Genomic DNA, 21,222 nt, shown 5'->3' on the forward strand with positions numbered 1-21,222 from the left:
TATAGGGTACATTTTACGTAGTATGAGGGAACATATAACACACATCAATATTTACTTGAAAACCTCTAAAACCTTTGAATCATCCTAAAATAGGTCTCCGCAGTAGCTTGCTTCCAATCAAGTTTCGCACTATGTGCTCGCCTTCTTGGGCAATCCTTGCATGGGTGGTACTATATTGTTTACTTCGTCCCTTCGCTCCTTGTAAGCAAAGTAACCACCTCAACATGCGGAGTGTTCGGGAACATATCCATCCCTATAACCTTTTCCACCACATAACCATTAGAGATAAGCATCTTTAAATCTTCTACTAATGTCTTAGGGTTGCAGGAAACGTATATTATTTCCTGGGCATTAAAATCTACAACATAATTAAGTGCCTTAGGGTGCACGCCTGGTCTTGGTGGGTCAAGAATTATAATGTCTGGTTTTTCAGTTAATTCATTTACGGTTTTTGCAACGTCTCCAGCAATAAAGGTGCAATTGTCTAGTCCGTTTACAGCGGCATTTTCAGTTGCTGCTTTTACTGCTTCTTCTATAAGTTCAATTCCAATAACTTTTTTGGCTTTTTTTGCAGCTATTTGGCCAATGGTTCCTGTTCCACAATATAAATCAAAAATAACTTTTGAATCAGAAGGTCCCATAAAATCCATTACCATGCTGTAAAGTTTCTCTGCACCTAAAGTGTTTGTTTGGAAAAATGAAAATGGAGAAATTTTAAACTTTAATCCTAAGATGTTTTCTTCAACAAAAGTTCTACCATAAAGAATATCTATTTCATCTGCAGCTACTACATCTGAAAGTGAATCATTTATACTATTAATAATTCCTGATATTTTCGCTTGGAGTTTAAGTCCCATAAGTAAATCCGTGAACTCTTTTTTATTAAAAGAATTTTGTGATGTTGTTACAATATTTATAAGAAGTTCACTAGTATTTTCTGTTCTTCTTATTACAAGGTTTCTTAAAAAGCCTTCATGTTTCATGACTTTGTAATATGGAAGCCCTGTTTGTCTAAAATAATTTAAAACAGCATTCAATATGATTTTAAAATCGTTATGTATTAAATAACAATGATCCACTGTAACAATTCCAAAGGACTTATTTTTTATATGCATTCCAAGACTTAGTTCTCCGCCTTTTTCCATGTCTCCAAAGGTAAATTCCATTTTGTTTCTGTATTCATATTCCTTAGGGCTATGTTCCATTCCTAAGTATTCAAAGCCATCTATTCCTGCTTCTTTGAAAAGTTTTAATATTTGTTTTTCCTTTAAGTTTAACTGCTCCTTGTATTGAAGGAACTGATAAGTACAGCCACCGCACATTTCAAAATGAGGGCATTTAGGTTCTATCTCACCATCTATTTTGTTTAAAACTTTGATTAACTTTCCCTTAGCATATTCTTTTCTTGCTTTTGTGATTCTGGCTAGCACTCTTTGTCCTGGAACGGCTCCTTTTATGTATATGTCTTTTCCATCTTCTTTTGCAATGCCTATTCCGGGGAATTCAATATCTACTATATCAAATTCATTTTCTATATTTTTTCTCATTTAATCTCTCCTAGGTAATTTAGTTTTAATTATTTGCTTGTAACTTGTGCTTTAAACAGTTTTTTTCCTGGTGTTGCAAGACTCTTTGAGCTTTCAAATAATGCTGTGTATAGTATATTACAAATTATATAAATTATTAAAAACATCTGTAATTTTTGGGCTACGTACCATCCTGCAAACTGCATTATAAAATTCAAAACAAAAACTATGACTATTGATATAACTGCAATTATTATCTGATCTACAACATTTGCAATTAATGCAGCTGGAAATGGCACTCTTTTTGAAGTACTAACACCATTATGTAAATTTTTCTTTACTGTTTTATCTTGGGTAACCTTATCATTTTTTTCTGTCATCTTTTCGGCCTCCTAATATTTATGTATTCCAACTTAAATTATAACATTAATTATGCAATAGTATAAGTTATATGTAAATACTAAATAAATAATTATTATTTATTTGTACTGACCGGTTGAAAATTCAGTTGATTTTTTCTATAATATTATGTTGTAAGTAAAATTTTTAACATAATTTTTACTTGCACATTTTTTTAACATTTTGTTTCTATTATATACACAGTTTTACGGTATATTTATTCTGTTGCTTTTTATTCAAACAATATGTTAATTTTGCAATTATCTATACTGATTTTAATGGAGGCTTGCTAATGAAAACCACTGTCTTTAAAGTTCTAAATTTTTTAAAAAACTTCATACTTAATAACATCGATATAATTTATACTATACCAATTCTCACTTACAAAGCAATTAATTACGATAAAACAATTTCACCGGAATATTTCAGTTATGGTCTTATATTTATTCCTGTACTTGTATCGGTAATTGCAGTTTCTAGTATATCCTTACTTTTTAAAAACAAAGGGAGGACAAGATTTTTATATTTATTCAATATAATTATGAGTATAATCTTTATTGCTGATACGGCTTACTACAGATATTTTAAAGATATAATATCAATATCTGTTATAAGAAACGGAGTAATGCTTGGCGGTGTACAATCAAGTTTAAAAGACGTATTATTCCCTTCCGATTTTTTATATCTTCTTGACTGTGTTATATTATTCCCACTTATAAGAATTTATAGAAAACACGTAAACAGACCTCAGCTTAAACTTGTTCAGAGATTTGCTTGCTTTTTAGTTGTATTTGCCATAGGTGCTTGTTGGGATGCTCAAAGGATATATAAACTTTCAGTGGAACAACCAAGACTTATTTCTACCATGTTTAATAGACTTTATTTGGATAAGATACTTGGGGATGTTAATTTTCATGTGTTAGATGCTTATAATGTAGCATCTACAAAAATTTCAAATATGAAGAGCATACCTAAGTCTAAACAAGATGAGATAAAGCAATATTTAGAGAAAAAAGATGTTCCTCAAGGCACAACTTTGGCTGGCGCTGGAAAAGGTAAAAACTTAATAGTAATTCAAGTAGAAGCACTTCAACAATTTGTTATTGGTCAAAAGATAAACGGCCAGGAGATTACACCTAATTTAAACAAATGGATTGGAAAAAGCTTATATTTTAATAATTATTATTATCAAGTTGCTTCTGGTACTACTTCTGATGCTGAATTTTTGTCACTTAATTCTCTTTATCCAGCAGCTACAGGAGCTGCATATTATTTATATCCAGGAGACACTTTGAATTCTACTGCTAAGCAGTTTAACGATAAGGGTTATAATACTGTTACTTTAAATGGTTATCAAGAAGGTTTCTGGAATAGAAACGTTATGTATAAGGCTGAAGACTTTACTAATTATTATGCCGAAAAAGCTTACAATATAGATGAGCAGGTTGGTCTTGGTCTTAGTGACAAATCTTTTTTCAATCAGACTTTTGATAAGATGAAAACTTTTAAGCAGCCTTATTATTCCTTTATGATTACCTTAAGTAGTCATTTCCCATATGACGATCAAAAGGGTTATGGTAATACTATTGATCTTGGCAAATACAAGGGAAGTTTTATTGGTGATTACATTAATGGAATTCACTATACAGATGCTCAATTAGGAATGTTCTTAGACAAGCTTGATAAAGAAGGAATTCTTAAAAATTCTATATTGGTAGTGTACGGAGATCACTACGCTATACCAAAAAACGAAGCTCAAGGTTTATATGATTTTGAAGGTATACAAAATGCATCGGATTTAGATTGGAACAATCTTCAAAAAGTTCCTATGTTAATACATTTCCCTGATGATGCAAATAAGGGTGTTAATAGCATACCTGCTGGTCAAGTGGATCTTTACCCAACTATTGCAAATTTATTTAATCTTGATAGAAAATACATGTTTGGAACTGATCTTATTAATGCAAAGAACAATATAGTTACTTTTAGAAGTGGTTCCTTTGTAGCTAATAATACTTTTTATGCTTCTTATTCAAATACTTACTATGATATGAATACTAAAAAGACTGTTCAACCAACAGCTGAAATGTCTAAGGTTAAAACCGATACTTTAAATCAACTTGAATATAATGATGACATTTTAAATCACAATCTTTTAAAGAAGTTTATTCAAGAAGATGCAAGCGCAGGTAAAAAATAATAAAAAAATGGCAGTTGAAATCCTTCAACTGCCATTTTTTTATTCAAATATAGCACCCTTACTTGCTGATGAAACCCTTTCACTGTAACGTTTTAAATATCCTGTTACTTCCTTTTTTACAATTTTCGGTGTTCTCTTTTTAAGTTCTTCTTCATCAACTAAAAGATTTAATATTTTCTTTTCCATGTCTATTTCAATTATATCGCCTTCATGAACAAGTGCTATTGGACCTCCACATGCTGCCTCTGGAGAAACATGGCCAATAGACGCTCCTCTTGTTGCTCCTGAAAATCTTCCGTCTGTTATAAGTGCAACTGTCTTATCTTTTCCCATTCCAGCAAGTGAAGCTGTTGGAGATAACATTTCTTTCATTCCAGGGCCACCCTTTGGTCCTTCATATCTTATAACTATTACATCTCCATCATTTATCTCGTTTCCAAGTATAGCTTTTGAAACTGATTCTTCACTTTCAAAAACTCTAGCTGGGCCTTTATGTTTCATCATTTCTGGCGCAACTGCTGCCTTTTTAACAACTGCTCCTTCTGGTGCTAGTGTTCCTTTAAGAACTACAAGTCCTCCTGTGGCACTATAAGGATTATCAATGTCCCTTATTACATCGTTATTTCTAACCTTTGCATCTTTAATATTTTCATATACAGTTTTGCCTGTAACAGTTAAACAGTCTTTATTTATTAAGTCCTTTTTAGTTAAAGTGTTAAGCAGTGCAGGAATTCCACCGGCAAAATATAACTCCTCAATGTGATGATGCCCAGCTGGACTAAGTCTACAAAGATTTGGTGTTCTAGCACTTATTTCATTTACTTTGTCAAAGTCAATTGTAACTTCAACTTCATGTGAAATAGCTGGCAGATGAAGTAATGAATTTGTAGAGCAACCTAGTGCCATGTCTGCAGTAATGGCGTTCATGAACGCTTCTTCAGTTAAAATTTTAGATGGTCTTATATCTTCTTTTACAAGCTCAACAATTTTCATACCTGTTTTTTTAGCAAGTCTTATTCTCTCTGAATATACTGCTGGTATTGTTCCATTACCAGGAAGTGCGAGTCCAAGTACTTCTGAAAGACAGTTCATAGAATTTGCTGTATACATTCCAGAACAAGATCCACAAGTTGGACATGCAGTATTTTCTAAGTCACAAAGTTCCTCATGTGTCATCCTTCCTGCTTGAACTGCTCCAACTGCTTCAAAAACTGTACTTAAATCGGTTGTTTTCCCATTTGTATTACCTGCAAGCATTGGTCCACCACTTACTACTATAGCAGGTATATCTAGTCTACCTGCTGCCATAAGCATCCCTGGCACTACTTTGTCACAGTTTGGTACAAGTACTATTCCATCAAACGCATGGGCACTAGCAACTATTTCTACGCTATCTGCTATAATCTGTCTTGATGGAAGGGAATAACTCATTCCTTTATGATTCATGGATATTCCATCACATACACCTATGGTTCCAAATTCAACTGGAACACCACCAGCCATTCTGATTCCATCTTTTACAGCAGCAACAATTTTATCTAGGTTCATATGTCCAGGTATTATTTCACTATATGAACTTGCAATACCTATTAGTGGTCTTTCCATTTCTTCTTCTATAAATCCTAAGGCTTTAAAAAGTGATCTATGAGGAGCTTTTTCAAGACCTTTTCTTGAGTCATCCGATTTCATTGTACAATCCTCCTTTTATAGTTCATCAAGAACTAATTTTCCCATTTCTTTAGTACCAACTTTTTTAGTACCCTCTGTATAAATATCTCCTGTTCTGAATCCTTTGTCAAGAACTCTTTGAACTGCATTTTCAATATCTCTTGCAGCTTCACTCATATCAAGTGAATATTCAAATAACATTGCTGCTGAAAGAATCTGTGCTAATGGATTTGCTAGGTCTTTTCCAGCTATGTCTGGTGCCGAACCGTGAATTGGTTCATACATTCCAAAGCTATCTTCTCTAACACTTGAAGATGCAAGCATTCCTATAGAACCTGTTATCATTGAAGCTTCATCTGATAATATGTCTCCAAACATATTGCTTGTTAATATAACATCAAATTGTGATGGTTTCCTAACTAACTGCATTGCAGTGTTATCTACGTATAAATGGTTTAATTCAACTTCCGGGTATTCCTTAGCTACTTTTTCAACTACACTTCTCCAAAGTCTTGAAGATTCTAATATGTTTGCTTTGTCAACAGATGTAACTTTTTTTCTTCTTTTCATAGCAGATTTAAATGCTACGTGAGCAATTTTTTTTATTTCTTCCACATTATATCTCTCTGTATCATACGCAGCTGCAATTCCATTATCCTCACATCTACCTCTATCTCCAAAATATATTCCACCAGTTAATTCTCTTACAACTAAAAGGTCAACACCTTCGTCTATTATTTCATTTTTTAATGGAGATGCTGTTTTTAAAACATCATAAACCTTAGCTGGTCTTAAATTTGCATAAAGACCAAGGCCGCCTCTTAACCCAAGAAGAGCTTTTTCTGGTCTTTTACTTCCTTCTAGATTATCCCATTTGGGTCCACCTACTGCTCCTAAAAGCACTGCATCACTTGCCTTACATATGTCAAGTGTCTCTTGTGGAAGTGGATTTTGGCAAGCATCAATTGCAACTCCGCCTGCTTTTACTTCAGTAAAATTAAGTTTCACCGAATATTTTTCTGCCACTTTATTCATTACCTTTAGTGCTTCTCTTGTTATATCAACTCCAATTCCATCTCCAGGAATTACTGCAATTTTATAATCTTTCATTATTGTTAAGCCCCCTAATGTATTTAATTAATTAAAATAGCCCTTTTTCAACACAGTTTATTAGTCCTTCATTTTCCATTATCTTTATCATAAAAGCTGGAAATGGTTGTGATTTATATTCTTTTTGAAGTGTAATGTTTTTTATTATTCCTGTAGTAAAATCTACTTCAAGCTTATGTCCATCTTTAGCATCATTAACTGCTTCTTCACATTCAAGTATAGGAAAGCCTATATTTATTGCGTTTCTATAAAATATTCTTGCAAAACTTTTGGCAATTACACAGGATACTCCCGCTGCTTTTATTGCTATTGGTGCATGTTCCCTTGAGGAACCACAACCAAAGTTTTTATCTGCAACAACAATATCACCTTTATCTAGTTTTTCAAGAAAGTTTACGTCTAAATCTTCCATGCAGTGCTTTGCTAATTCCTGTGGGTCAGAAGAATTTAAATATCTTGCTGGTATTATAACATCAGTATCTATATTATCTCCATATCTTAAAACTTTTCCATTTGCCTTCATTTTTTAAACCTCCTCTGGTGAAACTATTTTTCCAGCTATAGCTGATGCTGCTGCTACTGCAGGACTTGCTAAGTATACTTCGCTTTCAGGATGTCCCATTCTGCCTACAAAGTTTCTGTTTGTAGTTGAAACAGCTCTTTCACCCTTTGCAAGGATTCCCATATGTCCTCCAAGACACGGTCCACAGGTAGGCGTACTAAATACTGCACCTGCTTCTACAAATATTTTTGCAAGACCTTCTTCCATAGCTTCTAAATATATATTTTGAGTTCCAGGTAAAATTATTACTCTTAAGTCTCTATGAACTTTTTTACCTTTTAAAATTGAAGCTGCAATTCTTAAATCATCCATTCTTCCATTTGTACAAGAACCAATTACAACTTGATCAATTTTTACTTCCCCTACTTTATCTATTGTCCTTGTGTTATCTGGTAAGTGTGGGAAAGAAACAGTTGGTTTAATATCCTCTAAATTTATTTCATATACCTTTGAATATTCTGCATCCTCATCTGCTTTAAATACTTTAGGTTCTCTTTGTGTTCTTCCCTTAACGTATTCTAAAGTTATATCATCTACAGGAAATATTCCATTTTTAGCTCCAGCTTCTATTGCCATATTAGCAATAGTAAATCTATCATCAATAGATAAGTTTTTAACGCCTTCACCAGTAAACTCCATTGATTTATAAAGTGCTCCGTCAACACCTATCATTCCTATGATGTGAAGTATTAGGTCTTTACCACTAACCCATTTATTAAATTTTCCTTTAAGATTAAATTTAATTGCCTCTGGAACTTTAAACCATGCTTTACCTGTTGCCATTCCAACTGCCATATCTGTACTTCCAACGCCAGTTGAAAATGCTCCTAGGGCTCCATAAGTACATGTGTGGGAGTCTGCACCAATAATTACATCACCCGGAATAGCAAGGCCCTTTTCTGGTATAAGAGCATGCTCAATTCCCATTTGTCCAACTTCAAAATAATTTACGATTTCCATTTCTCTTGCAAATTCTCTTATAAGTTTACAATGTTCTGCAGATTTTATATCCTTGTTAGGAGTAAAATGATCTGGAACTATGGCAATTTTATTTTTATCAAAAACCTTTGTTAATTCCAATTTTCTAAATTCCTTAACTGCCACTGGAGTTGTAACATCGTTTCCTAAAACCAAATCCAAATTACCTGTTATTAATTGTCCTGCTTCAACATAATCAAGTCCTGCATGTGCTGCTAATATTTTTTGCGTCATGGTCATAGCTTTCTTACTCATTTTTAAATTCCTCCTTATTACACTTTAAAAGATTGTATTCAACTGAATCAACTAGTGCTTCCCAGCTTGCTTCTATAATATCGTAGGATACTCCTATCGTTGTCCAGGTTCTTTCTCCATCTGTAGATTCAATAATAACTCTAACCTTTGCCGAAGTTGCTTTATCTCCACCTATAACCCTAACTTTATAATCAGTTAAATACATAGTTGAAACAGACTTATAAAAAACACCAAGCGCTTTTCTAAGTGCTATATCTAAAGCATTAACAGGCCCATATCCATCTGCGGCAGTTACTTCTACAGTATCATTTACTTTTATTTTCATAGCTACCGTTGCACTTTTTTCTGTAGTGCTTGGCTTATCAATCATAACCTTATATTCTATAAGCTTAAAAGATGGCTTAAAAAGTCCCAATTCTTTTCTTACTAGAAGTTCAAAACTTCCCTCAGCACCTTCAAATTGATAACCATCATATTCAAGTTCTTTTAATCTTTCAATAATTTTTTTTGCTTCTTTTGAGTCTTTTTTTATATCTGGATTTACTGAATTTATAATTGACATTACTGTGCTTCTGCCCGAAACCTCTGACATTAAAATTTTTCTTTCATTTCCAACTGTCTCAGGAGCAATATGTTCAAAAGAGTGCGGATTTTTATATACTGCATCAATATGCATTCCGCCTTTATGTGCAAATGCATAGCTTCCCACATAAGGTTCTTTTTCATTTGGAATTACATTGCTTACCTCACATATATATCTATAAACTGCTGTTAATTGTTCCATATTTTTTTCATTAATTACATTATAACCCATTTTCATTTGTAAATCTGCAATTATAGTGCTTAAATTTGCATTTCCACATCTTTCTCCAAAACCTGTTATTGTACCTTGAACCTGGTTAACCCCATATTTAACGGCTAAAATTGAGTTTGCTACAGCATTTCCAGAGTCATTATGACAATGAATTCCTAAATTTTTAAAACCATAATCAATTACTAATTCACGTATAATTTCTTCTATTTCAAAAGGCATTGTGCCACCATTTGTATCACAAAGAACAAGTGAATCTGCACCGGCATCTTTAGCCGTCATTAAAATCTTTATTGCATACTCTTTATTTCCTTTATATCCATCAAAAAAATGTTCAGCATCAAAAATAACCTCTTTATTTTTCTGTTTTAAAAATTTTATACTGTCATATATCATGCTTAAATTTTCTTCTAAAGTCGTTTTAATTATATCTGTTACATGAAAATCCCATGCTTTGCCGAAAATACAAAAAACATCTACTGCTGAATCTGTAAGTATTTGAAGATTTGTATCACTTTCAGCCTTGCAATGTGGTTTTCGTGTACTTCCAAAAGCACATAACTTAGAATTTTTTAGCTTTATTTCCTTTACTTTTTTGAAAAACTCTCTATCTTTAGGATTGGAACTAGGATTTCCTGCTTCTATATAGCTTATTCCTAGTTCATCTAGCTTTTTTACGATTTTTATTTTATCTGCTACACTAAAAGAAATACCTTGTGCTTGAGACCCATCCCTTAGTGTACTATCAAAAATGTTCACTTTTCTCATAAGCCTTATTCCACCATTTATTTATTTTTTGATTCTGTTTTAACTATTTTATAGATAGATTTTTCTTTTAGAAAGCCATATATATGTCTTCTGTATCAATATAGAAAGACATCTGTATAAGTTTTAGATTTGTTTTAACATTAATATGATTTAGAAAACCAAGTTTAAAATAAACTTGGTTTTAACTTTGGTATATTATTTATTGTTCCAAGACATCATCTTTCTAAGTTCTGCACCAACTGTTTCAAGTTGCTGATCTTTTTCTCTGTTCTTCTTTGCATTGAAATAAGGTCTTCCAACTTGATTTTCAAGAAGCCAATTTTTTGCAAATATTCCATCTTGGATGTCCTTTAATACACCTTTCATTGCCTTTTTAGTTTCATCTGTAACAATTTTTTCACCAGTTATGTAGTCACCGTACTCAGCAGTATCACTTATAGAATATCTCATCATGTTAAGTCCACCTTGATTTATTAAATCAACTATAAGTTTCATTTCATGACAACACTCAAAATATGCCATTTCTGGTTGATATCCAGCTTCTACTAGTGTTTCAAAACCTGCTCTTATAAGTGCAGTTATACCACCACATAATACTGCTTGCTCACCAAATAAATCTGTTTCTGTCTCTTCTTTGAAGGATGTTTCGATAACTCCAGCTCTTGCTCCACCAATTCCAAGTGCATATGCAAGTGCAACGTCCTTTGCTTTTCCTGTGGCATCTTGATGAATTCCTATTAAACAAGGAACTCCTTTACCTTCCTGGAACTGACTTCTTACTGTATGTCCAGGTCCTTTTGGTGCAATTAAGAATACATCTACATCCTTTGGTGGTACAATCTGACCAAAGTGAATTGCAAATCCATGAGCAAATACCAATGCCTTACCAGCTGTTAGATTTGGCTCGATAGATTCTTTGTAAAGTTTTGCTTGTTTTTCATCGTTGATAAGAATCATGATTATATCTGCTGCCTTTGCAGCTTCTGCTGATGTTGTAACTTTTAGGCCGGCTGCCTCTGCCTTTGCCCAGGATTTACTACCTTCATAAAGACCAACAACTACGTCAACTCCACTTTCATGTAAGTTAAGTGCATGTGCATGTCCTTGACTACCGTACCCAATTATTGCTACCTTTTTGCCTCTTAAAACTCCTAGATCACAATCATGTTCATAATAAACCTTTGCCATATTAAAAGCCCCCTAATATTTATTTAAAGTTATTGCTATTAAAAATCATAAACACAAACCTTTACCCCAAAGAAAAAGTATTTTACAACTTTAAATTTGCTAATGCATTTTTGAACACATCTTATGAATTTCAAAAGCTGAAATTTTTTGATAACTTTTCAAAAATCGTAACACCAATAAAAACAATTGTCAACCTACGACGGACTTTTTTTTGATTATTAATGATTTGTCAATATATACATGATTAAAATTAAAATCTATTAATTTATCCTATGTTTAATCTATAAAAGTATAATTAATATTTTTTTGCATGAATTTCGTTGACTATTTACCTTCAGCATAGTATATTTAGATACAAATATTGAATGTTTAAAAACGTTGAAAGAGAAAAGTAAGTATAAAAAAATGTCCTAAAGAGAGCGGGGGTAGCTGAAAACCTGCGGATAATTGTATACCGAAACTCACTCTGGAGTTGCAGGCTGAAATTAATAGTAAGCTGTGCCGGCATAGCCGTTAATATTAATTAAGATATAAATTTGGGTGGTACCGCGAAACAGTCTCCTCGCCCCAGGCAGGAAGGCTGTTTTTCTATTTTCAAAAAAGCGATGAAAGAGACCTTAAATATAAAAAGATATCTAAAAGAGAATTGGGTAAAAGCTGAAAACCCATAGATAATCGTATATTTATAATCACTCTTAAGCTGCAGACTGAACTAATAGTAAGTCTCGCCGGTTAATACCGTTACAAACACGAGTAATAAATTTGGGTGGTACCGCGAAGATCATGACACTCGCCCCAGGGCTAGCTGTCTATTTTTTTACCTTTTTTTAAGGTTTATATTTTATATTTTAATTATTGAGGGGGCTATTAAATTGAAATTAACAGGAGCAAAAGTTTTATTAGAATGTTTAAAAGAACAAGATGTTGACATCATTTTTGGTTATCCAGGTGGGGCCGTATTGCCAATATATGATGCACTTTATAGTGAAAATGGAATAAGACATATACTTACAGCTCATGAACAAGGAGCTACTCACGCTGCTGACGGTTATGCAAGAACTACAGGAAAAGTTGGCGTAGTTATAACAACTTCAGGTCCTGGAGCTACTAATGCCGTTACCGGCATTGCTACTGCTTACATGGATTCAGTTCCAATGGTTGTTTTTACAGGTCAAGTTGCACAACCTTTCATTGGAAAATCATCTTTTCAAGAAGTTAATATAACTAGTATTACAGCTTCTATAACAAAAGAAAATTATATTGTAAAGGAACCAGAAAATCTTGCAGATACTATCCGAAAAGCCTTTAGGACAGCTACAAGTGGCAGACCTGGTCCTGTACTTGTAGATATACCAAAAGACATACAAAACGCTGAAATTGAATATACTTTTAAAAAGGCTGAAAAATTCACTCATAAAAAATGCACCTCAAACTTAAATGAGGCTATCAATTTAATCCTTCAGTCGAAGAAACCAATGATATTTGCTGGTGGCGGAGTAAATATATCAAATGCAGCTGACGAATTATACTCATTTTCAAAGAAAATACAATGTCCTGTAGCCTGTTCACTTATGGGGATTGGATCCTTTCCTGGAAATGATGAGTTATATACCGGAATGGTAGGTATGCATGGCACTTATGCCTCTAATCATGCTATTTCAGAATGCGACCTTTTAATTGCAATTGGTGCCCGTTTTAGCGATAGAGTTACGAGCAAAATCAACAGTTTTGCCCCTAACGCAAAAATAATTCACATAGACATTGATCCTTCTGAGTTCAACAAGAATTTACCTGAGGATGTCTCTATATGTGGTGATGTTAAAGAGGTATTATCTTGCCTTACTGCTTTAGTTTCTGAAAAAAATCATGTAGAGTGGGTTAATAAAATTTTAAGCTTTAAAGAGGCTCATCCTCTTAAATATCTTGATGCCAGCACTTTAAATCCTCAACTTGTATTAAATAAGCTTTATGATTTAACAAAAGGAGACTGCATAATAACTACGGAAGTTGGTCAAAATCAAATCTGGGCTGCTCAATTTTTCACATATAATAATCCCAGAACCTTCATAACTTCAGGCGGTCTTGGAACAATGGGCTACGGTCTAAGTTCAGCTATAGGAGTTGCTATAGGTAACAAAAACAAAAAAGTAATTAATATTGCTGGAGATGGTAGTTTTAAAATGAATTCCATAGAACTTGCCACCGTATCAAAATATAAATTACCACTTGTGCAGCTTGTATTAAATAATCATGTTCTTGGAATGGTTCATCAATGGCAGGATATGTTTTATGAAGGAAACTTCTCAAGCTCTGAATTTGGTCCTGAGGTTGACTTTGTAAAACTTGGAGAAGCCTATGGAATAAAGTCCATGAGAATAACTAAAAATGAAGACATTGAAGACACCTTAAAGCTTGCATTATCATTAAACGAACCAATTATAGTTGAATGTGATATATGTCCTAACGATAAGGTATTCCCTATTGTAGCACCTGGTGCTTCTATTACAGATTTAATAGAAAATGAATAAAAAAATAAAAGCTACTTCAAACAAACTTAATCATTTGAAGTAGCCTAATATTTAATTACTGTGGAAGTAATGCAAATCTTATAATAAATATTACTGCTAATACGTAAACAAGTGGATGAACCTCTTTACGTCTTCCTGTAACAAGTTTCATTATTGGATATGCTATTAATCCAGTTGCAATACCATTTGAAATACTATAAGTAAATGGCATCATAACTATTGTTAAGAAAGCTGGGAATGCTTCAGTGAAATCACTGAAATTAATCTTTGTTACTGATGAAATCATTAGAACTCCAACGATTATAAGTGCTGGTGCAGTAGCTTGTGATGGAACCATTCCAACAAGACCTGAGAAGAACAAAGCAACTATAAATAGTAATCCTGTTACTAATGATGTTAAACCTGTTCTACCACCTTCAGCAACTCCTGCAGTTGATTCAACGTAAGTTACAACTGTACTTGTTCCGAATATAGAACCAGCAGTTGTTGCAACAGCGTCACATATTAATGCTTTTGACATGTTTTTAACTCTGCCATTTTCATCAAGCATGTTTGCTTTTTCTGCAGTTCCAACTAATGTTCCAAGAGTATCAAATAAATCAACTAAACAAATTGTTATTACTACCATAACTAAACTTGTTATAGCAATTCCAATGCCACCTTTTGCATCAAGTAATCCTGAAAAGTTCATTTTAAGGAATGTTGATGATATGCTTGGTGGTGCACTTACTAGTTTACTTAAAGCTGTTGGCTGAGTAACCTTCATTGGTATTCCAATTATTGTAGTGACTAATATACCTATTAATATAGAACCTTTTACTTTTCTAGCCATTAGTATTGCTGTAATTAAAAGTCCGATTAATGTTAATGCTGGACCTGGCTCAATTAACTTTCCAAAAGAAACTAATGTGTCAGGATTTGCAACTACAACTCCGCCGTCTTTTAAACCGATAATTGCTATAAACAAACCGATACCAGCTGATATTGCAAGTTTTAATGTAGTTGGAAGTGCATCAACTATTTTCTCTCTTATAGAAGTCAACGTTATAATAATAAACAGAACTCCTGAGATGAAAACTGCTGCTAATGCCTCCTGCCAAGTGTAATGCATTGTAAGAACTACTGTATATGTAAAGAATGCATTAAGTCCCATACCTGGTGCCTGTGCAAATGGTAAGTTAGCATACAATGCCATAATAAGAGTACCAACTGCTGATGCTATACATGTAGCAACAAAAACGCCATTTGGATCCATGCCTGTAATCTTCAATACACTTGGATTTACAAATATAATATATGACATTGCTATAAATGTCGTAAATCCAGCTATAATTTCAGTTTTTACAGTAGTATTGTTTTCTGATAATCTAAAATATGATTCCAAAAATGAATTTTGATTGTTTTGTGTTGAATTCAAAACTTCTTCCCCCTTAATAAAATTTCCGCTTCACATATAAGCAAATCTCAACGGAATATATCTTATGTTTAGGAAATAAAATATATCTATTCTGATTCACCCATAGTCAAGATTTTACGGTACCTTGGTAGAAACTCTCAAACCAATTATTGAGATTATACGGATGTATTATTCAAATAAACTACAAAGCGAATTCTATCACTTAAAATATTAAAAGTCAACGATTTTTTACTGTCAATACATAAAAAAAGAGAGCCACTTTTTAAAGTTCTCTCCTTTTTTATTATTAATTTTCCATATCTGCTAATTTCAATAATTCTGTTGATAATGCTCCTAGCTTGCTGCTTTTCTCAGATATATTTTTAACTTGCATTAATTGCTCATCACTTGTAGTTGAAAATTCATTCAAGCTTTCTACAATACCATTTATGTTTTCTTTAATTTTCCCTAATGTTTCATTTATTTTAATTGTAGATTCTTTACTACTTGTAGCAAGTTTTCTTATTTCTTCAGCTACAACAGAAAAACCTCTTCCATGCTCTCCAGCTCTTGCAGCCTCAATTGATGCATTAAGTCCTAGCATATTTGTAGTATTTGCAACACTATTTATATACCCAATTATTTCATCCATATTTACAATTCCTATTTTAGTTTCATTTACCATATTGTTGACATTTTCAGTATTGCTTGATAATTTTTCAGTTGACCCTGCTAAAGATTTAGATGAGTCCACTAGTGTTTCAGAAAATTCTTGTAGGTTATTTGCCATTTCTAAAATTGAGTTTTCTTTTTCTAAAGAAACACCATATGTTATTGTTCCTACTACATTATTAGTGCTTGGATTGATGAGTGGCACTGCACAAGCTATAATTGGAAAACCAAATGTCTCTTTTTCATAACGTTTTGAGTGTTTTTCCCTTGTTTTTATGGCTTGTTCCGAAACCCCTCCCTCTATTATTGGAAGTTCCTCTTGAATACTTAAATTAAAGGTTTTTGCTTGTTTAACTAATAAGAATTTTTCTTTGTTTGTAATAGTAAGTGTTACATCTGTTGTGAACAATGCTGGTAATACGTCAAATGCTACTTTAATAGAAGAAAAAAATTCTTCATCACTTATGTTCATCTTAAAACTTCCTCTCTTTACCGCTTATAATAAATATTGCTATAAGTTAAATTATATCATAGATTTATATTTAATAGAAAACATACTTTTTAAACTTACTTATATACCTATTAAACAGTTCTAGCAGTACTTTGTATGTTAGCGATAGTTTGTTTAAGTATTGCATTTTGCTGCGTTAATTGAACAACTTGTGACTGCATTTCTTGTAATCTTGTTGTTTTCTCTGCATCTGTAGGCTTTGCATGACCTAAATCATTTACTGCATTTTTAATATTAGCATCAATTAAAGCTCTCTTGTTATCATCAATTGTTATATTCATCTCTTTCAAAATATTTAAAACAACATTTTCAGCAATTTTAGCCCTTTCTGACTTTTCTATATCACCTGAATGATATAGCTGTTCAGCATTTCCCACTGCAATTTTTGACCACTTCTCAATAATTTCTAGAACAGTTGCCACATCTTTTGGAATAAGCGGTTTAGTGACGTCTAATATCTTATAAGCATCATCTAGTGCTGTCTCTATCTTTGAAAGTGTAGCCCCAACGTCAATGCCTTTACTTTTAAAATATGGTATAAGTCCTATTCCCATACCCAAGATACCAATAATAGCCCCTAATATACCAATTGTTAATGCTATATTTGTCATAGTAGATCCCTCCCTTTTCATAGTAAAATTTTTAAGGTTGTTTTAATATTTCCTTTAAAGTTTGTAAACCTACTTCTCCATCTACGGTTAAATTGTGTGTTTTTTGAAAGTTTCTAACTATACTATCCATAATTGCTGCATAATAGTGATCTGGCCTCTGTCCAAGCTGAACTTCTAACCAGTCAGTGTAGGCATCATTGTGATAGCCCTTAATTTTAGCAATTGGTAATTTTTCTGCTGCTTTTAGTGTATGACTTCCTGCTTTTCCATCAACAATAAGTTTATTACCATTTTCATCCCTTAATCCAAGTCCATTTAATAGTGTTTGAAGTGATGCTGTTCTAATTTTATTATAACCATTCCACCAGTTTGAATCAGGTGAAGGTGTTATATTTTGAACTGGAGTGTTTGATGTGTTTCCTATAAAAATACCTTGTGAAAATTCACTTAAATCAACCGCTGTATTTATACCATTAATTTGGCCTGAATCTGAATATTGCCAGCCAATATTTGTTATATTAGGACTTGTTACTCCGTAATCTGCTACCCATAAAGGATATACCTTTGCCATATCATTTAAATTTTCCATATAAAAATTTTTACTTGCATATATAGCTGGATCCTTCCCAACACCTTTAATGTAATCACATATTTGTCTCGTTCTTATGCTAACATCCTCTACATGATATTTAAATACGGTATCTTCAACATCTATAACATATTTACAATCAGCATTAAAATTTGATAGAGTGCTAAGAAAATGTTGTGCTTCAGCATATGGATTATTGGCCTTTAACCAGTGATAAAATCCAATTTTTAATCCAACATTTTTGGCTCCAGAATAATAACTTTTAAGTCTCGGATTAATATACGTTAAACCTTCTGTTGCTTTAATATATATAATCTCTATTCCTGCATCCTTAACTTTTTGAAAATTTATATCCCCTTGGCCTGAAAAAACATCAATTCCCCTCATTAATATATCTCTCCTTTTGTTCCTTCATTATAATAGTGTATTTCAAATTCATCCTTATTGTTACTAAATATTTTATAAGAAATTTAAAATGTTTTTCATTTAAAATTTGAATTTATTTTAAAAATCCATTTAATATTGTATTGATTCCAAGGTAAATCTATTTAGAAATAAATTTATAATACGATAATGTATATATATTACTTAATATGAGGTGAACAATATGTTATTAGATAAGAAATTTATGCCAATAGATAAATTGGAAGTTGGAATGATAATAACAAGCGATATAAACTTTCAAGGCAGATTATTACTAGCTAAAAATTCCCCTATAACGGAAGGTACCATAAAAATTCTTAAACAAAATTATATTGTGGACAAAGTTGAAATTTATTTCGAAAATGATTCCAAAGAGGATATATCTTTTAAGATGGCAACTTTAGAAAGTCTTGAAACTGCCTTCACTGAATTTTCTTCAAACCTTGAACACATATTCAGTACAATTAACAATATAAAAGTTAATGGAATAGACGAACTTAGATCCTTTTCAAAAAAGATACAAGACGAATTTGTAACTACAAAAACTGTAGTTAGAGATATGATCTTTTACAATTGTGCTGATCATGATATTTACAGACACAGTGTAAATGTATCTGCCATTAGTTTTATATTAGGAAAATGGCTAGGTTTTAATGAAACTGAAATAAATCTTCTCACTTATTCAGCCATGTTACATGATTATGGTAAACTCAAAATGGGCAGTAATATTTTAAATAAGAAGGAACCCCTTACTTATAATGAAAATAAAATTCTAAGATCCCATCCAATTAAAGGATATGATTTTATAAAAAGTATCCCTTATTTAGATACATCTGTAAGTTTGGGCGTGCTGATGCATCATGAAAGAATGGACGGTTCTGGTTATCCTCTTGGAATATCTGGAAATAAAATTCACAAATTTTCAAAGGTAATCGCAATTGCCGATTTATTTGACAATATTGTATCTAACAATTATTCAAAGAAAGTTTCTAGCCCTTTTGAAGCTTTAAAAATTATTCACGATGATAGTTTAACAAAACTTGATACAACCTACTGCAATATGTTCTTAAATCATGTTATTAATTATTGTGCTGGAGAAGATGTGATGTTAAATGACGGTAGTTCTTGTAAGATAATAAAAGTAGATATAGATGATTTATCAAATCCACTTTTATTACATAATGGTAAACTTCTTGATCTTAAAGAAGAGAAGAATTTATACGTAAAAAATTTTATTTCAGATGATCTTTTAAAAGCAAAATAATTTAGATAAATATTACATCAATTTAGACTTACTGACATATTATAAATTATAGTTTTAAAATTTTTAAAGGGATGAGAACTATGCCTTATTCTGAAGGATACAGAAATCCATACTATAATAACCACAAAAAAAATTACAACGGTGAGTCCTCAAAAGGTAATGTCATTACAGTAATTGGTATGTCAAATATTTTAGTAGATCCTGACATAGGCGTCATGACAATAGAAGATTATTCATCATATTATAATAAAGCTTTAGTTGCATCAATTAATGACGCTAAATCAAAAGCAAATATCATTGCCAAAACTATTGGTGTAACTATTAACGACATTCCTCAAAGTATACATGAGCAAAGTTATGATATAAATTGTAATATAGCGAAATTCTTAAACAAAGCCTCCCATTCAATAGCTGATTTGTCTCCTGAAGGAATTAAAATTTCTGCTAAAGTTCAGGTTATTTTCAGCTACTGACAATTGTACCTTTAATTAAAGTAACCTGAAGAAATGATTCTTTTAGCATAGCTACAAGAATCATTTCTTATTATGTTTCAATTTACATTAGATACTACCTATTTTTCTTAATAATTTTGAATTTGCTATATCTCCTGGACTTGGATACTTTATACCTGGGCAAATATCTACTCCAACACTTTTATACGCATCTGCTGCTAGTGTTGAACATATATGACTATGAAAAGGCTCCTTATAATACAAAGTTATATGCAGCAAATACCTAATAGCTTCAACAAACAATAGTAAATAATCATAATGTGTTCCTATCTGCTTATCCAAAAATTGTTTTATGTTCTTCCTATTTTCATCCGTCAAAATGTCACATGTAAAGATATCAAGTTCTCCCTTGTACTTATCTATGCTTGTATAGCCTGTAAGTTTAAATCCATACGCCTCCATTAGTTGCCCGTCTATATAAACCGTGGCGTGTGAATATCCGCTATGTTCAAAATCCTCAATTGCTTTACTTATCCAGTCTTTACCCTTATCTAAACATATATCTCCGTCTCTCATAGTAAACTCCCTTATTGTTTATATAAGTTTATGCTATGTACTTTGGCTTTATTTATAATTTTGCGCAAAGGTAAAATTTGCTTACCATATTTTCTTATTTTTTCAATTCTTCTATTGTTTTTAGCAGGTTTTCTTGCATCTTCTTATTTTCTTCATTTTGATACATTAACACATCAATCTTTTTATGCAAGTCTTCTATTATTATTTCAGATTTTAAATTAACAAGGTAATCATTAGCCGCAGTTAGCCTATCCTTTTCAGTTTGACGATTTTGTGCCATCATAATTACAGGTGCTTGTACCGCTGCGAGACATGATAACACTAAGTTCAAAAATACAAAAGGATACGGATCAAATGCTTTTTTCATTAAGATAACTGTATTAAGTACAATCCAACCGAATAGTATTACGCCAAAAATTATTATGAAGGGCCAGCTCCCTCCAAAAGCAGCTATCTTATCAGCAGTCCTTTGCCCTACTGTCAAAGTTTCGTCCTGTGTCTCATTAATATTCTTAGAAACCTTCCCACTAATAAGTTCATGTATCAGATTCTCATCAATATTACAGGCTTTTAAATCTTGATCATTATCTAATATTTTTTTTACTAGATCTTCTTTTTCATTCAATTATTTTCACCCCTTGTATCATTTGTTATTTTAATGTATTGTATCATCAAAACAACATGATTCATATACAAATTTTATTAATTATTTTTTAACATTTTAAATTCAATATA

18 protein-coding genes, 1 riboswitch and 1 other annotated feature are annotated in these 21,222 nt (G+C 32.2%); of the genes, 4 read left to right on the forward strand and 14 right to left on the reverse strand.

The features are described from left to right. Positions 1-179: 179 nt before the first annotated feature. Positions 180-1,547, reverse strand: coding sequence for a 23S rRNA (uracil(1939)-C(5))-methyltransferase RlmD (gene rlmD / locus B8978_RS03265; protein WP_084113844.1), 1,368 nt, complete (start codon positions 1,545-1,547; stop codon positions 180-182). Between the two features lie 29 nt (positions 1,548-1,576). Further along, on the reverse strand, positions 1,577-1,906 hold the full coding sequence (locus tag B8978_RS03270; RefSeq protein ID WP_084113845.1) for an RDD family protein: 330 nt from the start codon (positions 1,904-1,906) through the stop codon (positions 1,577-1,579). 311 nt (positions 1,907-2,217) lie between these two features. Here B8978_RS03270 and B8978_RS03275 point away from each other — a divergent pair, with 311 nt between their 5' ends. Continuing rightward, a complete protein-coding gene (locus B8978_RS03275; RefSeq protein ID WP_084113846.1) occupies positions 2,218-4,125 on the forward strand; it encodes an LTA synthase family protein in 1,908 nt (635 codons plus the stop codon). 39 nt (positions 4,126-4,164) lie between these two features. On the opposite strand, the gene ilvD is transcribed toward B8978_RS03275, so the two are convergent. The 6 genes from ilvD to ilvC all read right to left on the reverse strand — a co-directional run bounded on the left by ilvD (position 4,165) and on the right by ilvC (position 11,465). After that, complete coding sequence (gene ilvD, locus B8978_RS03280; protein WP_084113847.1) at positions 4,165-5,814, reverse strand: dihydroxy-acid dehydratase; 1,650 nt, start codon at positions 5,812-5,814, stop codon at positions 4,165-4,167. A gap of 15 nt (positions 5,815-5,829) precedes the next feature. Then, positions 5,830-6,903 carry a 3-isopropylmalate dehydrogenase gene (leuB, locus tag B8978_RS03285; protein WP_084113848.1) on the reverse strand — a complete coding sequence of 358 codons (1,074 nt, stop codon included), beginning with the start codon at positions 6,901-6,903 and terminating at the stop codon, positions 5,830-5,832. Between the two features lie 31 nt (positions 6,904-6,934). Continuing rightward, complete coding sequence (gene leuD, locus B8978_RS03290) at positions 6,935-7,426, reverse strand: 3-isopropylmalate dehydratase small subunit (RefSeq protein WP_084113849.1); 492 nt, start codon at positions 7,424-7,426, stop codon at positions 6,935-6,937. A gap of 3 nt (positions 7,427-7,429) precedes the next feature. Then, on the reverse strand, positions 7,430-8,698 hold the full coding sequence (gene leuC, locus B8978_RS03295; protein ID WP_176212592.1) for a 3-isopropylmalate dehydratase large subunit: 1,269 nt from the start codon (positions 8,696-8,698) through the stop codon (positions 7,430-7,432). Continuing rightward, a complete protein-coding gene (cimA, locus tag B8978_RS03300) occupies positions 8,691-10,277 on the reverse strand; it encodes a citramalate synthase (RefSeq protein ID WP_084113850.1) in 1,587 nt (528 codons plus the stop codon). Before cimA ends, leuC begins: the two co-directional genes overlap by 8 nt. Before the next feature lie 195 nt (positions 10,278-10,472). Further along, positions 10,473-11,465, reverse strand: coding sequence for a ketol-acid reductoisomerase (gene ilvC / locus B8978_RS03305; RefSeq protein ID WP_084113851.1), 993 nt, complete (start codon positions 11,463-11,465; stop codon positions 10,473-10,475). A 369-nt stretch (positions 11,466-11,834) separates the two neighbouring features. Continuing rightward, positions 11,835-12,038, forward strand: a binding site (T-box leader). A gap of 299 nt (positions 12,039-12,337) precedes the next feature. Here ilvC and ilvB point away from each other — a divergent pair. Further along, positions 12,338-13,993: a biosynthetic-type acetolactate synthase large subunit gene (gene ilvB, locus B8978_RS03310; RefSeq protein WP_084113852.1), complete on the forward strand. Its 1,656-nt coding sequence runs from the start codon at positions 12,338-12,340 to the stop codon at positions 13,991-13,993. 55 nt (positions 13,994-14,048) lie between these two features. Here ilvB and B8978_RS03315 read toward each other — a convergent pair whose 3' ends face one another. The 4 genes from B8978_RS03315 to B8978_RS03330 all read right to left on the reverse strand — a co-directional run bounded on the left by B8978_RS03315 (position 14,049) and on the right by B8978_RS03330 (position 18,159). Beyond that, positions 14,049-15,410: an NCS2 family permease gene (locus tag B8978_RS03315; protein WP_084113853.1), complete on the reverse strand. Its 1,362-nt coding sequence runs from the start codon at positions 15,408-15,410 to the stop codon at positions 14,049-14,051. An 83-nt stretch (positions 15,411-15,493) separates the two neighbouring features. Further along, positions 15,494-15,593, reverse strand: a riboswitch (purine riboswitch). Between the two features lie 103 nt (positions 15,594-15,696). Next, positions 15,697-16,533, reverse strand: coding sequence for a methyl-accepting chemotaxis protein (locus B8978_RS03320; protein ID WP_084113854.1), 837 nt, complete (start codon positions 16,531-16,533; stop codon positions 15,697-15,699). 110 nt (positions 16,534-16,643) lie between these two features. Further along, on the reverse strand, positions 16,644-17,183 hold the full coding sequence (locus B8978_RS20165) for a hypothetical protein (RefSeq protein WP_242950467.1): 540 nt from the start codon (positions 17,181-17,183) through the stop codon (positions 16,644-16,646). A gap of 31 nt (positions 17,184-17,214) precedes the next feature. Then, positions 17,215-18,159: a GH25 family lysozyme gene (locus B8978_RS03330; protein WP_084113855.1), complete on the reverse strand. Its 945-nt coding sequence runs from the start codon at positions 18,157-18,159 to the stop codon at positions 17,215-17,217. 220 nt (positions 18,160-18,379) lie between these two features. Between B8978_RS03330 and B8978_RS03335 the strand changes: the two genes are divergently transcribed. Together B8978_RS03335 and B8978_RS03340 are read left to right on the forward strand one after the other, a co-directional pair. Next, on the forward strand, positions 18,380-19,459 hold the full coding sequence (locus B8978_RS03335; protein WP_084113856.1) for an HD-GYP domain-containing protein: 1,080 nt from the start codon (positions 18,380-18,382) through the stop codon (positions 19,457-19,459). A gap of 80 nt (positions 19,460-19,539) precedes the next feature. Further along, on the forward strand, positions 19,540-19,932 hold the full coding sequence (locus B8978_RS03340) for an SIMPL domain-containing protein (protein ID WP_176212593.1): 393 nt from the start codon (positions 19,540-19,542) through the stop codon (positions 19,930-19,932). Positions 19,933-20,019: 87 nt separating this feature from the next. Here B8978_RS03340 and B8978_RS03345 read toward each other — a convergent pair whose 3' ends face one another. Together B8978_RS03345 and B8978_RS03350 are read right to left on the reverse strand one after the other, a co-directional pair. Next, positions 20,020-20,487, reverse strand: coding sequence for a hypothetical protein (locus tag B8978_RS03345; RefSeq protein WP_084113858.1), 468 nt, complete (start codon positions 20,485-20,487; stop codon positions 20,020-20,022). Positions 20,488-20,581: 94 nt separating this feature from the next. Continuing rightward, positions 20,582-21,112 carry a DUF1003 domain-containing protein gene (locus B8978_RS03350; protein ID WP_084113859.1) on the reverse strand — a complete coding sequence of 177 codons (531 nt, stop codon included), beginning with the start codon at positions 21,110-21,112 and terminating at the stop codon, positions 20,582-20,584. Between the last annotated feature and the right edge of the window lie 110 nt (positions 21,113-21,222).

The organism is Clostridium acidisoli DSM 12555, assembly GCF_900176305.1.
GTDB lineage: Bacteria > Bacillota > Clostridia > Clostridiales > Clostridiaceae > Clostridium_I > Clostridium_I acidisoli.